The organism is Methylobacterium sp. PvR107, from assembly GCF_017833295.1.
Lineage (GTDB): Bacteria > Pseudomonadota > Alphaproteobacteria > Rhizobiales > Beijerinckiaceae > Methylobacterium.
The window spans coordinates 2,213,829-2,229,151 of record NZ_JAFIBW010000001.1 but is presented as its reverse complement, the minus strand read 5'-3'; the positions used below and the strand labels follow the sequence as shown (position 1 = coordinate 2,229,151).

General features: G+C 67.5%; 14 protein-coding genes. 10 read left to right on the top strand and 4 right to left on the bottom strand.

Annotated elements, in window-relative coordinates:
• From JOE48_RS10445 to JOE48_RS10435, 3 genes are all read right to left on the bottom strand, one after another.
• Positions 1–957, bottom strand: coding sequence for a glycosyltransferase family 2 protein (locus JOE48_RS10445; protein WP_210029646.1), 957 nt, complete (start codon positions 955–957; stop codon positions 1–3).
• The gene (locus JOE48_RS10440) at positions 954–2,159 is read right to left on the bottom strand and encodes a glycosyltransferase (RefSeq protein WP_210029645.1); all 1,206 of its coding nucleotides are present in this window, start codon (positions 2,157–2,159) and stop codon (positions 954–956) included. The genes JOE48_RS10445 and JOE48_RS10440 overlap by 4 nt, the downstream gene beginning before the upstream one ends.
• A gap of 171 nt (positions 2,160–2,330) precedes the next feature.
• Positions 2,331–3,860, bottom strand: coding sequence for a GMC oxidoreductase (locus JOE48_RS10435; protein ID WP_210029644.1), 1,530 nt, complete (start codon positions 3,858–3,860; stop codon positions 2,331–2,333).
• Between the two features lie 479 nt (positions 3,861–4,339).
• On the opposite strand from JOE48_RS10435, the gene JOE48_RS10430 reads away from it, so the two are divergent.
• From JOE48_RS10430 to JOE48_RS10415, 4 genes are read left to right on the top strand one after another with little or no spacing between them, the layout of a single operon-like run.
• Positions 4,340–5,542: a glycosyltransferase family 4 protein gene (locus JOE48_RS10430; protein WP_210029643.1), complete on the top strand. Its 1,203-nt coding sequence runs from the start codon at positions 4,340–4,342 to the stop codon at positions 5,540–5,542.
• Positions 5,539–6,978 (top strand): DUF1800 family protein, encoded by a 1,440-nt coding sequence (locus tag JOE48_RS10425; protein WP_210029642.1) that lies wholly within the window; start codon positions 5,539–5,541, stop codon positions 6,976–6,978. Before JOE48_RS10430 ends, JOE48_RS10425 begins: the two co-directional genes overlap by 4 nt.
• A gap of 2 nt (positions 6,979–6,980) precedes the next feature.
• Positions 6,981–8,231, top strand: a complete 1,251-nt coding sequence (locus JOE48_RS10420; RefSeq protein WP_210029641.1) for a DUF1501 domain-containing protein — start codon at positions 6,981–6,983, stop codon at positions 8,229–8,231.
• A gap of 53 nt (positions 8,232–8,284) precedes the next feature.
• A complete protein-coding gene (locus JOE48_RS10415; protein ID WP_210029640.1) occupies positions 8,285–9,241 on the top strand; it encodes a class I SAM-dependent methyltransferase in 957 nt (318 codons plus the stop codon).
• A gap of 93 nt (positions 9,242–9,334) precedes the next feature.
• Here JOE48_RS10415 and JOE48_RS10410 read toward each other — a convergent pair whose 3' ends face one another.
• The gene (locus JOE48_RS10410; protein WP_210029639.1) at positions 9,335–10,345 is read right to left on the bottom strand and encodes an NAD-dependent epimerase; all 1,011 of its coding nucleotides are present in this window, start codon (positions 10,343–10,345) and stop codon (positions 9,335–9,337) included.
• Positions 10,346–10,723: 378 nt separating this feature from the next.
• Between JOE48_RS10410 and JOE48_RS10405 the strand changes: the two genes are divergently transcribed.
• From JOE48_RS10405 to JOE48_RS10380, 6 genes are all read left to right on the top strand, one after another.
• Positions 10,724–11,431: a helix-turn-helix domain-containing protein gene (locus tag JOE48_RS10405; protein ID WP_210029638.1), complete on the top strand. Its 708-nt coding sequence runs from the start codon at positions 10,724–10,726 to the stop codon at positions 11,429–11,431.
• A 242-nt stretch (positions 11,432–11,673) separates the two neighbouring features.
• Positions 11,674–11,892, top strand: a complete 219-nt coding sequence (locus JOE48_RS10400; protein ID WP_210029637.1) for a hypothetical protein — start codon at positions 11,674–11,676, stop codon at positions 11,890–11,892.
• A 112-nt stretch (positions 11,893–12,004) separates the two neighbouring features.
• Positions 12,005–12,943, top strand: coding sequence for an SMP-30/gluconolactonase/LRE family protein (locus JOE48_RS10395; protein ID WP_210029634.1), 939 nt, complete (start codon positions 12,005–12,007; stop codon positions 12,941–12,943).
• 101 nt (positions 12,944–13,044) lie between these two features.
• Complete coding sequence (locus JOE48_RS10390) at positions 13,045–13,752, top strand: glutathione S-transferase N-terminal domain-containing protein (protein ID WP_210029632.1); 708 nt, start codon at positions 13,045–13,047, stop codon at positions 13,750–13,752.
• A gap of 9 nt (positions 13,753–13,761) precedes the next feature.
• Positions 13,762–14,337 (top strand): NUDIX domain-containing protein, encoded by a 576-nt coding sequence (locus JOE48_RS10385; RefSeq protein WP_210029629.1) that lies wholly within the window; start codon positions 13,762–13,764, stop codon positions 14,335–14,337.
• Positions 14,334–15,317, top strand: a complete 984-nt coding sequence (locus tag JOE48_RS10380; protein ID WP_210029628.1) for an inositol monophosphatase family protein — start codon at positions 14,334–14,336, stop codon at positions 15,315–15,317. The genes JOE48_RS10385 and JOE48_RS10380 overlap by 4 nt, the downstream gene beginning before the upstream one ends.
• The last annotated feature ends 6 nt before the right edge of the window (positions 15,318–15,323 follow it).

Sequence of the window (15,323 nt, the reverse complement as noted above, 5' to 3'; positions counted from 1 at the left end):
CTACACCTTGGTTGAGCTCACGGACGTGCGCAGGTGATAGACAAGGCCGGTCACGCGCAGCTTCAGCATGGCCAGGTTGATCCAGGCCAGGGCCGAGACGGGCCGCAATGCGAGGGCGAGCCTGTAGAACCGGCTCGCGCTGTCGGGACGCCCGTCCCGTGCCTCCAGGTTCCCGAGCTTGCGCGCGCGCTCGGAGAGGCGGCGCGGGATATGGGCCAGCAGCCGCGGTTCGGTCCGGGCCAGGTAGAACGCCACGAAGGCGTGATGCATCATCAGGTCCTGGCGCTTATTGGTGATGCTCGAGCCGTGATTCCGCTTGTGAACGTGGTGGGGATCGACGAGGGCGCGATACCGCGTGATGCGGGCGAGGCGGCAGAAGAACTCGGTATCTTCGAACACGCGCAGGCTCTCATCGAAGCCGCCGGCGAGTTCGAAAACGGAGCGCCTGAGGAGGACCGATGAGGGAATCACGGGCGGATCGCTCACGAAGTAGCTGAGCGCGAGATCACGCGCGTCCGTGTGATCGAGAACGCGCACGGGCGTGAGCGCGTCCGGGGCATGGTTCTGGAACAGGCAGAAGCCCGTATAGACGAGACCGGTCTCGGGGTGCTCCGCGAGCGCTTGAAGCTGGGCGGCGAGCTTGCCGGGCATCCAGAGGTCGTCGGCGTCGAGGAAGGCAAGCAGCGGGGCGCTGCAGTGTCGGACCGCGACGTTGCGGTTGCGGGAGGTCCCGTATCCCCCGTGACTTAGCACCGTGATGCGGGCATCGAGCCCGCGGAGGCGCTCCAGCACCGCGACGGTGGCGGCGTCCGATCCGTCATCCGCGACCACGATCTCGCTGATCGCGTCGGCGGCGGTCTGCGCGAGCACGCTCGAGACTGCCTCCTCGATCCAGGCGCCCTCGTTGTAGCATGTCAGGATGACGGCGACGCTGCCCGGACCGGCGGCGGCACTCACGAAGCGCTCCGGACGTCGAGGCCGGTCGGCAGGACCGTCACGCTGGCCGCATTGCGCTTGGTGCGGAGCGCGCTCCGGTAGATCTCGTTCAGCCGGTGGTACATGCGCTCGGCGCCCCATTCGCTGAGGTCGATGGCAGCTGCATTCTCCGCCATGCGCGCCCGCGCCGCCGCGTCGTCGAGCAGGCCGCGGATCCGGGCGAACAGGTCGATGAAATCGCCTTGCGGGCAGAGATAGCCGTTATGGCCGTGGCGGATCACGGCCTCGATCCCGGGCAGGTGGAAGGCCACGACCGGACGGCCGGTGGCGCAGTACTGCACGACGGCCCGCGGAAGTCCCTCGCGCTCGGAGCAGTAGAGGCATAGATCAACCGAGGCGATCAGCTCGCTGGTCGCCTCCACGTAGCCCAGGATCTTGACCTTCTGCGACAGGCCGCGGCGCTGGACCATGTCCTGCAGCGCGCTTTGCTCGCGGCCCTGCCCGGCGAGGAGGAAGGTCGTATCGGGAAAGCGTGCCGCCTGCGCGGCAATCTCGTCGATGAGGCGGGCATGCTGCTTTCGCGCCTCGTAATTCGCAAGGTAGAGCACCTTGAACGCCCGGTTGTCGTTGCCGGGGGCGGGGGCTTGACCACGGGCCGCCAATCTCTGGAACGCGGCGATGTCCATACCGCTGGCCACCACGTGGTGCCTGTCGGCGCCGCCGAGCCCGTGGGCGACGGCGATGTCGCGCATGCCCGCGCTGACGCTGACGAACTGGTCGGTGGCCCGGGCCAGGGCGCGCTCCAGCCCGAGATAGATGGCGCGCTGGGCGGCGCCGACATTCACGAAGGGCAAGATATGGATGCCGTGGATCACCGCGCTCGATCGCATCCGCACCGCCGCTGCGCGCCCGAGGATACCGGCCTTGCTGGTGTGGGTGTGGATGATGTCCGGGCGCAGGGCCTGGAGGTGATGGCGGAGGGCGATCAGGGCGGTGGCGTCCGCAATGGGGTTGATCGGCCGGATCAGGCTCGGAATGCGGATCGTGGTCACGCGCGGATGGGCCCGGGCCAGCATCTCCTCCTCGATCTCGCCACCGCACAGGAGGGTGACGTCATGGCCCCGTTCGGCGAAAGCGTTGCAGGAGAGCATCGTATTCTCGTCCGCACCGCCGCGGATCATGCGCGTGATGACATGGGCGATCTTCAGACCAGTCTCCACCATCGGCCGCTCCCACCAGATCGGGATAAGATGACGGCAGGCTAGGCTGGATAACTCACAGACGATTGATTTTAGTCATACAATGCATGGATTTTAGATGTGAATACGCTGGAAAATGCTGGTCGATCTATGCCTCAGGATCCGGCCGAACACAGCGTGCGAAGGGCAATGGCGTCAGGCCGGACGGATCTCCCCGGCGATTCGGCCGGCGCAGCGGTAGGCGAGTTGCAGGATCGTCAGGGTCGGGTTCGCGCTTCCCGCGCCCGGGAACACGGAGGCGCTGACGAGGAACAGATTCGGGACCCCGTGGCAGCGCAGCGCGGAATCGACCACCGAGCGTGTCGGGTCGAGCCCCATCCGGGTTGAGCCAGCGGGATGCGAGGCATCCTGCGCGGTGCTCAGGAACCGATCGCCCGATGCCTCGTCGTCCGGCTCCCACGCGATCGGGCTCACTTCCGTCAGTCCGGATTGCGACCAGAATGCCTTGAAGTGCCGCAACGCCGTGAGGAACGTCCGGCGGTCGGCTTCCGTCGGAGACCAATCCAGCCGCACCAAAGGTGTGCCGAACGCGTCGAGCCGGTCCGACAGGGTTACGCGGTGCGCCGCGCTCGGGGCCTGCTCGATCCGCATCTCGGCCGTGATGCTGATCTCGTCCGACAGATAGAGCTGGCGGTGCCGCAGGCGCCAGAACAGGAGCCGGTACAGGGTCTCGACGTCCAACGCCTCGCGCAGGAGCTGTCGGTTCCGATGGGGCTGCGCCTTGCCCTGGACGCGCCGACCCAGGTCGCGCAGAGCGCCGTAAACCGACCGGTCGGGCATCGCGAGCCGGAAGTCGATATAGGCGCTGGGAATCGCGTGCTGGCGCTGCGCCTGCGCGCTCAACTCGAAATGAAGATTCCGCCGGGTCGCTCCGGCGACATGGTAGCCGAGAAGCCGATTGGTCGCGCAAGCGTCGACCGGATGGACCCGGCCGACCGCGATCTTGAGATGATCGTTGAAGTAGCGTCCGAGCGCCCGACAACCTGCGAAGGCGCGCTGCTGCGAGACCCGGTCCAGCAGGAGGGCGAGGCGTGTCGTCTCGATGGTGCCCGCCGCAAAGATGAAATACCGGGCCGCGACGCGCAGGCTCGCTCCGCTGGGGGCCCGGGCAACGACCTCGCGGAGTTGTCCGGCCTCCGCGTCCAGGCCGAAATCGTGGACGGTGGCGTTGAGGTAGACGGTGACCCGCGCGCCCCTCAGGACCGAGCGCCGTAGAGCCGTGGCGATGTTCCGGTTGCGGAAGGTCGGAAATTTCGCGAATCGACAGTCCACGCCGGCGTGCTGCGGATAAAGACCGAACTTCGGCCATACCCGCGCCAGGTCCGTCCGTTCGAACGGGCGGTGATCGAGATCGAACAGCGTTTCGACCGAGGATGTGTGGGCGTCCAGTTCCTCGGGATCGATCGGCCACGGCTCGATCGAGGCGTAATCGCGGGCGCCGAGGTCGTGTGCGGTCAGGGGAAGGAGCCGGCCACCCCAGAGCGTCGAAGCGCCGCCGATCAGGCGGACGCGGCTCGCCCGCGACCCGGCATAGCGTCCCTTCGGATCCTCGACGTCGTTGAGGGTTTCCAGTTGCTCGTCCCGGGTGAGGCCGCCACTCTCCAGGACACAGGCCCGAATACCAGGGACAGCGCCGAGGCGATGGGCGGCGGCAAGCCCAGCCATCCCGCCTCCGACGATGCAGACATCAACCTTCTGCCGCAGACACGCGCCATCGGCATCTGACAGGTTGAATACCGTCATCGCCCTGACCCTCGAGGCGCTGCGTAAGTAGATGCCTTGCAACAGTCATGCCAAGCAGGACCTTGCCAAGAATGCAGTCCTCCCCGGCATTGCTTGTGCGCGTGTCGTCCAAGGATCGGTCATCGCAATAGATGAGAGGGGATATTTGCGTCTTTTCAGCGCGAATTTTGGAGAAAAAGGCGGTTCCGCGTCAAATTCAGTCCAAGGTGCCGACGCGGTTGCGTCCGTACGCTGAAATGAGCGTCACCAATATCGGTTGCGATTGTACGCTCATTTTCAGGTGATGCGGCCCGGCGCCTTGACCTTTGTCAAGCATACGGCGTCACGGCCGATCTAATTTCATCCCGCGGAGCCAGCGAGCCATCTGTCCGCACTCCATCGCGAAAGGGACGAACCGCTCCATGCGCATCGTATTCCTGATGCCGACCTACTATCCGGACAGCTTCGGCGGAGCGGAGCGTCAGACCCGCATCCTCGCCCGCTCCCTGCGCGACCGCGGCGCGACGACCACGATCCTGACACCGACCCTCCAGGCGCAGGCGGCCGGAACCGACGACCAGCCCGAAGGACGGGTGGTCCGCCTCCCGATGCGCAGCGATCCCGCCCTCGGCGGCCGTTACGTCTTCTCGATGCTTCATTTCTGGTTTCGCGCCTTCCTCTGGCTCGCCCGGCATCGCCACTCCTACGACGTCATCGCGATCCAGCACCTGCGCCTGCATGCCTGGCCCGGCTTGGTTGCCGGGCGGCTGTTCCGGAAGCTGCTCTCGGCCAAGCTCGGGCGCGGGGGCGAGCATATCGAGTTGCGCCGACTGCCGGCGCAGAAGCTGCCCTTCGGCAAGCTCGTGGTCGCGCTGGCGCGCCGTTCGCGACTCGTCTTCGTGGCCAACAGCAGCGAGATCGCTGGCGATCTCGCTGCTCTCGGGATCCCTGTTGACCGGGTGGCGCGGGTGCCGAACGGGGTCGAGTGCCCGCTGGAGCCGCGGGCGGCCTACCGCGCTCCGGATGGCGCATGCGTGTTCGTCTATGCCGGCCGGCTCGCGCAGGAGAAACGCGTCGATCGGCTGATCGAGGCCTTCCGGATCTTTTCCGCCGACCGCCCCGCGACCCTGCGCATCTTCGGGAGCGGCCCCGAGACAAGTCGCCTCGTCGAGCAGGCCGCCGGCCTTCCCTCGGTGCGCTTCATGGGTGTCACCGACGATCGCGACGCGATCTATGGAGGCGCGGCCTTCATGATCCTGCCCTCGGATTCCGAGGGCATGTCGAACACCCTGCTCGAAGCCATGGCGTACGGCGCCGTGCCGGTCATCAGCGATGTCAGCGGGGCCGGAGACCTCGTCATCCCCGGGCAATCGGGTGTGATGCTGGCGGCCAACACCCGCGACGGGATCCTGGAGGGGCTCGTGACCGCCGGCGGCCTCGATGCGGCGCAGTGGGCTGTCATGAGCGCCGGGGCGCGACAGCGGGTGTGCGAGAAGCACGCGATCAATGTCGTGGCCGAGGCGTATCTGCGCTTGTATCGCGAGATGGCCGATGACCGGATGAACAGGGCGCCTCCTGAGCGTGGCAGCGCCGAGGCCGGCGTCCCGGCGCCTGTCGTCCAATGACCACCGGCGCGCAGGCCGCCTGCATCGCGCTGCATCGGTTCGGGCTTGGCGCCCGTCCGGGCGACCTCAACGCGGTCGCCGATGACCCGCGGGCCCGCGTGGCGGCCGAGCTCGACGGTGGGGCCGCGATGCCTGAGGGCATGGCCAGCCTTGCCGAACTCGTCACCCACAAGATGCGCTGGGAGCAGTACCTCGCCTCCACAACCGCGCGCCGGCCGGCCATGGCCATGGCCGATATGCCGGCCTCCGGCATGGCGCCCAACGGACGCGCGAACGCCGCACCGCCGTCACCGCCCCAACTGCCCCCCGGCGTCTTCCGCCTCCCAGAGGGACGCTTCTACGACAAGGAGGTCGAGGCGCGCCTCGCGATCCTGCCGCAACCAACCATCGGCCTCACTGAACGGCTCGTCTGGTTCTGGTCGAACCACTTCGCGGTGGGCGTCGCCAAGAGCGGCTGGCAGCGCATCACCGCGGGCGCCTTCGAGCGGGAGGTGGTGCGGCCGCACGTACTGGGTCGATTCGCCGACATGCTGAAGGCCTCGACCCGACACTTCGCGATGTTGACCTACCTCGACAACAGCACTTCGATCGGCCCGCATTCCCAAGTCGCGCGCGCGCTGTCCGGGGCAGGCCGGGCGGGTCTCAACGAGAACCTCGCCCGTGAGATCCTGGAGCTGCACACGCTGGGCGTGGACGGCGGCTACGGACAGCGGGATGTCGAGAACCTCGCGCGCATGCTCACCGGCTGGACGACCGGCGACGCACGCCAGGGAGCCGTTGCCGGGAGCTTCGTGTTCAACGCCGCGGCGCACGAGCCCGGCGCCAAGGTGCTTCTGGGACGCACCTACCCCGAGGCCGGCGCCCAGGAGGCGCTGGACGCCCTCGACCAACTGGCCCGCAACCCTGCGACGGCCCGCTTCGTCGCGTTCAAGCTCTGCCGTCACTTCGTCGCCGACCAGCCGCCGGAGGCCCTCGTCCAGGCGCTCGCCGAGACCTACCGGCGGACCGACGGGGATCTCGGCGCCGTCACGCGCACGCTGGTGGGGTCCGATCTCGCCTGGGGCGAGCGGGTGAAGCTGCGCACCCCACAGGAATTTCTGGCGGCGGCCCTGCGCGCCACCGGCGTGTCGCTCTCGGCGGAGGGCTTCACCCTGATCCTGCGCAGCCTTGCCCAGAGGGTCTGGGACGTGCCGGGCCCGAACGGATTCCCCGATACGGAGGCCGCGTGGCTCTCGCCCGCCAATTTCCGGGCACGGTTCGAGGCCGCCTCCGTGGTGGCCGAGCACGAGCGGACGGACCGCGATGTCGGGGAGCTCGCGGCCGCGATCCTCGGCCCCGCCCTGACTCGCGAGACGAGCGAGGGCCTGCGTGCTGCCCCGAACCGACGGGAAGCCATCGCCGTCCTGCTCCTGTCACCCGAGTTCCAGCGGAGATGATCATGGCGTACGGACATGGAGCCGGGCCGACCCGCCGGAGCCTGGCCTTCGGAGCAGGGGCGCTCTACGCCTGGGCTCATGCGCCCCGCTTCGCGCAGGCGACCACGGGCCGCGATCCCCGCCTGCTGGTGGTGATCCTGCGTGGTGCCCTCGACGGATTGTCGGCCGTCGCTCCGATCGGCGATCCGGCCTATCGCAGCCTGCGCGAATCGATCGCTTTGGAGGCCGGCGGCGCGAATCCGGCCCTGCCGCTCGACGGCTTCTTCTACCTGCACCCGGCCATGCGAGAGACGGCGCGCCTGTTCCGCGAGCGCAAGCTCTCGGTCGTCCATGCCGTCGCCACGCCCTACCGCGACCGCTCGCATTTCGACGGACAGGATGTCCTCGAGAGCGGGACGCCGCGGCCGGGCGCGTCCCGGACCGGCTGGCTGAACCGGCTCGCCGCGCACCTGCCGGCCGGACGCGCGCTCGGGCGCGGCGAGGCGCAGCCGGGCAATCCGGGCGGCCTTGCCATCGGGGCCTCGACGCCTCTGATCCTCCGCGGGCCGGCTCCGGTGCTCGCATGGTACCCGTCGGATCTGCCGGCGGCCACCGCGACGCTGTTCGACCGGATGGAGCAGATCTACGCCCATACCGATCCGAAGCTCGCACAGGCCCTCGACCGCGCCATCGAGACCGACCGGATGGCGTCCGAGGCCGGGATCGGCGCGAACCTCAACACCCGCACCCAGCCCGACGTGCAGGCCGCGCGCTCCATCGCGACGGGCGCCGCGCGGTTCCTCGTCCGGCCGGATGGGCCCCGGGTCGCGGCCTTGTCGTTCGACGGGTTCGACACGCATGCCCATACCGGCGGGGCGTCCGGCCGGCTGGCGGATCTGCTGCAGGCGCTCGACGCGGCCTTGCAGGCCTTCGAGGTCGAGCTTGCGCCGGTCTGGCGCGACACGGCCATCGTCGTCACCACGGAGTTCGGGCGGGCCGCCCGGCTGAACGGCACCCTCGGCACCGACCACGGCAACGGGACCATCGCGCTGCTGGCGGGCGGCGCGATCGCCGGCGGTCGGATGATCACCGACTGGCCGGGCCTGCGCGAGAATCAGCTCTACGAGAGGCGCGATCTGATGCCGACCCTGGACCTGCGTGCCGTCCTGAAGGGCGTCGCGATGGATCTTCTGGGCGCCTCCGACGCCGTCCTCTCGCGGGACGTGTTCCCCGGAACCGAGCACCTGCCTCCGGTGCGGGGGCTGATCGTCTGAGCGCTTCCTGGTCGAGCATCGGCCGGATCGGCCCCGAAGGTGGAGTTCCTGGTATGCTGGCAAGCTTCGAAGATTATGCAGGTCTGTTGCGCCATCCGGGCCGGCCCGACGAGCGCGTGGTGGTTACGCCGGGCAAGTCCGGCGCGGTGCGCGCCGCATCCGCGCTCTCCGCCTTTCCCGTGGTGCACGGTCAGCCGGTGCTCATCGATTTCGAGCGGAGCGTCGTCCGGCGGGCCGATCTCGGCGAGGAGGGTCTCGCGCCGCTCATCGACCGCAAGCCGCATTCCGGCCTGCGCCAGATCGCCAAGGCGCTGTTTCCCTCGACCAAGCGCAGCCGCGCCAATTTCAGCGCCTTGATCGCGGCCGCCAAGGCCTCGGCCGACGATCCGATCCTGGTCGTGGTGGGCGGCGGGACTCGCGGGGAAGGATCCCGCGACCTCTATGCCGATCCGGGCCTGAAGGTCATCGCCTTCGATGTCTACCCGAGCAGGGACATCTCCTTCATCGCCGACGGACACGCCATCCCCCTCGCGGATGCCTCGGTCGACGCGGTGGTGGTGCAGGCGGTGCTGGAGCATGTCGTCGATCCGGCCCGGATCGTTGCGGAGATCGAGCGCGTGCTCAAGCCCGGCGGGCACGTCTACGCGGAAACGCCGTTCCTCCAGCACGTGCATGAGGGGCCGTACGATTTCTGGCGGTTCACGGAGAGCGGGCACCGCCTCCTGTTCCGCGCCTTCGAGCCCATGGCGCGGGGATCCCTCGGCGGCACGGGCTTGTCCGCCTACTGGGCGATCCGCGCCCTGATTCGGGATCTGACCCGCTCCCGCAAGCTCGGGGGTCTGCTCTCCCTGCCGTTCCTGCCGCTGGCCTTCCTCGACCATGGTCTACCCGAGGCGCGGCAGGTCGACAGCGCCAACGGCGTCTATTTCCTGGGACGCAAGCCGGCACAGGTTCCTGCCGCGACGGCCAGTCTGCACCCGCAGGACATCTACCTCGGTCACCAGCGCTGAGGCTTGCCGCGCCGGGTTCATCTTCCCGGCGCGCGACCATCCGAGCGGGCGTGCGATCGCGAACCCGGCGATCCGCGACCGCCGGCAGCGACATCAGACGCGATAGTAGTCCCGGTACCAGCGCACGAAACGCTCGACGCCGACCTCGATGGGTGTGCTCGGTGCGTAGCCCGTGGCTGCCGAGAGGTCTTCGACATCCGCGTAGGTGGCCGGCACATCGCCGGGCTGGAGCGGCAGGAACTCCTTCTGCGCCTTGCGGCCCAGACAGGTCTCCAGCACCTCGATCAGGTGCAGGAGCTGCACCGGCTGGTGATTGCCGATGTTGTAGACCCGATAGGGGGCGTTGCTGGTGCCCGGATCGGGCACATCCGAATCCCAGGCCTGGTTGCTCTGGGCTGGCTGCTCGGCCAGCCGCACGATGCCCTCGACCACGTCGTCGATATAGGTGAAATCGCGCATCATCTGACCGTTGGCGAAGACCTTGATCGGCTCGCCCGCCAGGATTGCCCGCGTGAACAGGAACAGCGCCATGTCGGGCCGTCCCCAGGGCCCATAGACCGTGAAGAAGCGCAGTCCGGTGCACGGGATCCGATAGAGGTGGCTGTAGCAGTGGGCGAGCAGCTCGTTCGACTTCTTGGTGGCCGCGTACAGGCTGACCGGATGATCGACATTCTGATGGACGGAGAAGGGCATCTGCGTCACCGCGCCGTAGACGGAACTGGATGACGCATAGACGAGATGAGCCACCGGATTGTGCCGGCAGCCTTCGAGCACGTGGAGGAAACCTTCGACGTTGCTCTTCACGTAGACGTGCGGGTTTTCCAGCGAGTACCGCACGCCCGCTTGAGCGCCGAGATGGATGACGGTGTCGTAGGCCTGCGCCCTGAAGACATCTTCCATGGCCGAACGATCGGCCAGATCGATCTTCCGGAACGCGAAGTTGCTGTGAGCGGAGAGATCGCTGAGGCGGCTCTCCTTGAGCGCGACCTCGTAGTAATCGTTAAGGTCGTCGATGCCGACAACGCTGCGACCGGCCTCCAGATAGCGCTTGGCGACATGGTATCCGATGAAGCCGGCGGCTCCGGTCAACAAGACAGGTTTCATTCCGCGCTCCCGCGACCAAGTGACGATCGACTAGCACAAGTTGCATCGGACGATTTTTGGAAATATCAATCTTCAGGCTCTTTGGACGAATCGCTTATCCACAAAATGCATAGTGTGAGGGGGTACGTAGTGAGTACCCAATGTCGCACGCTAACACATTGAAATCCGGGTGAAAATACGGTGTCCGATGCGGCTGGAGGCATCTTTTGCCCAGCCAATATGCAAAGAGCCGACCGGAAAAGCGCCACTGTTACAATCTATCGATCACCTGTAACCGAATGTAGATTTTCGTGACAATTGGGGACACGGCAGTTATACGTGTGTGGCATCCCCTGCCTAAGCTGTTAACGGTTTTTAAACAGTTTAGAGGTACCTGCCGTGGAATGCCTCGCTTCGCTCACCTCACGTTCTCCGATCCGGACGGCGTTGGCTGATAGAAATTTTCGTACAGCGAGCTTGAGATCAGAATTTTCTCATCGGCCCACCATCCTGTATCCTGCCGGACAGCGCATTTTCTGGGAGGACGACCAGGCTAATTCGATCTTTCTCGTGGCTGACGGTGTCTTGAGGATCTCTCGGTTCCTCATGGACGGGCGTCGCGGCGTCATTGGATTTGTTTTTCCCGGCGACATCATGGGGCTTTCCGCGCGTACAAGACACATTTATTCAGCTGAGGCCGTTACGAACTGCTATATATACGCTTTGCCTCGGGAGAAGCTGAATACGCTGCTTGCCGACAGCTTGGTTCTCCGGGAGGAATTCATCTCCGAACTCTGTGCCGAAGTGTCGAGGACGCAGTCGCTGGTCCTGAACCTGAGCCAGAAGAGCGCCGAGGAGCGTGTCGCGAGCTTTATCCTGGAGTTGGTCCCCCGGGGCGAACGCAAGTCGGCCGGCAAGGTCGAGGTCCGGATGCCGATGTCGCGCCTCGATATCGCGGATTACCTGGGCCTTACCGTCGAGACCGTCTGCCGCTCCCTCGCCAAGCTCAAGAAGGCCGGGCACATCAGGACGGTCGGACGCGACATCGTGCTGATCGAGCGGCTGGCCGACCTCAGGGACTTCGCCTGCGCCGACGGGGTCTGCTGACGTTTCGGTAGGAAGGGGGCGAACCGGACCCGGTCGCTCCGTGGGCGCACGGCGTGGGCGGTCGGATTCGCCGCCGATGGGCTGCCGGAATCGGCGGCCGCACGATCGAGAGCGGTGCGCGGGCCTCCGCGTCCGCGGCGCGCCGGAAACCGGACCTCCGCAATGGCGGAGGCTGTACTGCTGAATCCCGGGCTGGCAGCGCGCGGACGTCTATGACCTGGGGCGATGCGGAGTCACTCCTCATGAAGACCCGCGAGACCGCTGACTTTTCCCCGAATTTCGGCAGGCGGGACCACGTCGCCGCCAATTCGATGTGGGAGGCGCTCAACATCGCCGTGTTGTGCCTCGTCGCCATGCTTGTGCTCGGCGCGGCTGTGCTGTCTCTCGCCCTGCATGAAGCTTGGACCGTGCTGGCGCGCCAGCGGAGGCCGCCGCATCGGGTGCCGCACGCCACCCATTGACGGCACCCTCGGCGGAATCTTCGCGAACGGAGCAGGTCCGGCTCGCGCGCTCGCGTCTTGCTCCGCGATCCGGAAACCGTAACGGTGATCCCGACGCGAGAAGATCAGCACCGTGTGGACACCGAGCACGCGCTACCCCGACCCGGCGATCGAGATCATCGATGCGTCCTTCGCCCGCTATCGGGTCTTCAGCGCCGCGATCGAACGCCTCGCCACGGGCTTCCGCTGGTGCGAGGGGCCGGTCTGGTTCGGGGACGGCCGGTATCTCCTGTGGAGCGACATCCCCAACGACCGCATCCTGCGCTGGGATGAGGAAAGCGGGACGATCGGGACCTTCCGGAAACCGTCGCGCTTCGCCAACGGCAACACGCGCGACCGGCAGGGGCGCCTCGTCACCTGCGAGCATGGCGGACGTCGGGTCATCCGGACGGAGTATGACGGGACGATCACGGTCCTGGCCGACGCGTTCGAAGGCAAGCGGCTGAACTCCCCGAACGACGTCGTCGTGGCCTCCGACGGCGCGGTCTGGTTCACCGATCCACCCTTCGGGATCGCGGGTTACTACGAGGGCGAGCGGGCCGAGCCCGAGTTGTCCCAGAACGTCTACCGGATCGATCCGGCGACGGGCGTCCTGGAGGCGGTGGCGAGCGGCATCGCCGGTCCCAACGGCCTGTGCTTCTCCCCGGACGAAAGCGTGCTCTACCTGGTCGAATCCCGCGGACAGCCGACCCGGCGGATCGTCGCCTACGATGTAATCGGCGGCCGCGCTCTGCGCGACAGGCGTGTGCTGGTCGATGCCGGGCCGGGGACGCCCGACGGCATCCGTTGTGACGTCGATGGCAATCTCTGGTGCGGATGGGGCATGGGCGACGACGCTCTGGACGGCGTGATGGTGTTCAACCCCGACGGCCGGCTGATCGGCCGGATCCGTCTGCCGGAACGCTGCGCCAATCTCTGCTTCGGCGGGCGGCACCGCAATCGGCTGTTCATGGCCGCGAGCCAATCCCTCTACGCCCTCTACGTCGACGTGCAGGGTTCTGCGGGGGGATGAGCCGTTCAACGCGGAGCGGCATGGCGCTGGATCCGTGCTTGACCGGAGCGCCGTCCCGACCCACTTCCCGTCCGCCGGGGGGCATAGCGGGACACCAGCCGATGATCGATCTCTACTACTGGCCGACGCCGAACGGCCATAAGATCACGATGTTTCTCGAAGAAGCGGGCGTTCCATACCGCATTCACGCGGTCAATATTGGTAAAGGCGAACAGTTCAATCAGGATTTCCTGAAGATTGCTCCCAACAACCGCATGCCGGCGATCGTCGACGACGAGCCGGCGGGTGGCGGCGCGCCGGTCTCGCTGTTCGAATCGGGTGCGATTCTCCTCTACCTCGCCGAGAAGGCCGGGCGCTTCATTCCGACAGACCTGCGCGGCCGCGCCGAGGTGCTGCAATGGCTGTTCTGGCAGATGGGCGGCCTCGGCCCGATGCTCGGCCAGAACCACCATTTCTCGCAATACGCGCCCGAGAAGATCGACTACGCGATCAAGCGCTACGTCAACGAGACCAACCGGCTCTACGGCGTGCTCGACTGGCGTCTGGCCGACCGTGCCTTCGTCGCCGGCGCGGACTACTCCATCGCCGACATGGCCTGCTATCCCTGGATCGTGCCGTGGGAGAAGCAGGGTCAGAACCTCGACGAGCACCCGAACCTGAAGCGCTGGTTCACCGCGGTCGCCGAGCGGCCCGCCACCAAGGCGGCCTATGCCCGGGCCCCGGAAGTCAATCCGGATTTCGGGAAGACCATGAGCGAGGACGCCAAGAAGGTGATGTTCGGCCAGACGGCCTCCAGCACCAAGCGCTGACCCGTCCCGATGAGCGAGATGCCGGCCGCGCTGCCGCTGACGGTGATTCACCGTGGGTGGAACACCTTCGGGATCGCCACGCTGACGCTGCCGGACGGCAGCACCGTGCCCCGGGCGCTGGAGGATCACGGCGAAGCGGCCTGTGTCCTGCCCTACGACCCCGAGCGGCGCGTGGCGCTGCTCGTCCGGCAAGCCCGGGTCGGACCGGCCTTCTGGGGCGAACCCGCCGATCTCGATGAGGCTCCGGCCGGCGGCCTCGATGGGGGCGATCCGGAGGAGACCGCCATCCGCGAGGCAATGGAGGAGGCGGGCGTGCGTCTCCGGCAGCTCGACTGCGTCGCGCATGCCTACAGCATGCCGAGCGTGTCCTCGGAGCGCCTCTGGCTCTACCTCGCTCCCTACGCGGAGGCCCACAAGGTCGGACCCGGCGGAGGGCTGCACGGAGAGGGCGAGCAGGTGCTGCCCCTCGAGGTGCCCCTCGCGACGCTGGCGGAGGCGGCCCGTTCGGGCCGGCTTCCCGACCTCAAGACCCTGGTGCTCGTCCAGGCGCTGATGCTTCGCAGACCCGAGTTGTTCGCCGCATGATCCTTCCGCCCGACGCGCCCGCGCAGGATGTCCTCGCCCGGATGCTCGCCTTCGCCGAGGAGGCGGCCCCGATGGCTCTGCGGATGCGCGCGGCCGGGCTGGACATGACCAACAAGGGCCCGGATCTGGGTCAGGCCCTCACCGAGGCCGATCTCGCAGTCAGCCGTCTGCTGCACGCTCGGTTCGGCCCCGACCTGATCGAGGAGGAAACGGCGGACGACCTCAGCCACGCGGCCGCGGCGGCGCTGCTCGCCCGGGACGCCTGGACCTTCGTCGGCGACCCGATCGACGGGACCCGCCCCTTCGCGGGCGGCCTGTCGGGCTGGGGCGTGATGGTGGCCGCCTGCCGCGCGGGCTGGCCTCGCGCCTGCGTGATGAACCTGCCCGTCTGGGCGGAAGACCGCGCCGGGCCGGCCCGCATCCATCCGGCCGAGGCGACGCGCGGTCTCCTGCTCGCGGCCTGCGACGGCCAGGCGTTCTGGGCGCCCACGCAAGGGGGAGTTCGGGCCGAGGCCCTGCGACCGCTGGACCGGCCGGAGCGCCGCACCGGCCATGTCGGCTGGCTCGCCGTGACGGCCCAGAAGTTCACCCTGGATTACGGGCGCGGCTGGTTCCCCTGGAGCGAGGGCGGCACGATCTCCGACGCCGCGCTCCTGGCGACCGGGCGTCTCGACGCGACGCTCAGCAACAACCGGCTCTGGGATCTCGCGCCGATCCTGCCGCTGTTCGAGGCACTGGGCTTCGGCCTGTTCCACTGGCCCGACCTGAAGCCGCCGCCGGCCGCGTTCGTCGACCTTTTCGATGCGGGTCTGTCGGCCCACGACGATCTCTGGATGGTTTGCCGAAATCGGCACCAGGCGGCCGACCTGGCAAAGGCCATTCACCGGGCCGAGCCGGAGGCCGGCTCGATACACGGCGACGAGGCCGCGGTTCCAGCGGTCCCGTTCAGCCCGGCACTCGTGCGCCAGGATGGCCCTTGAACGGCC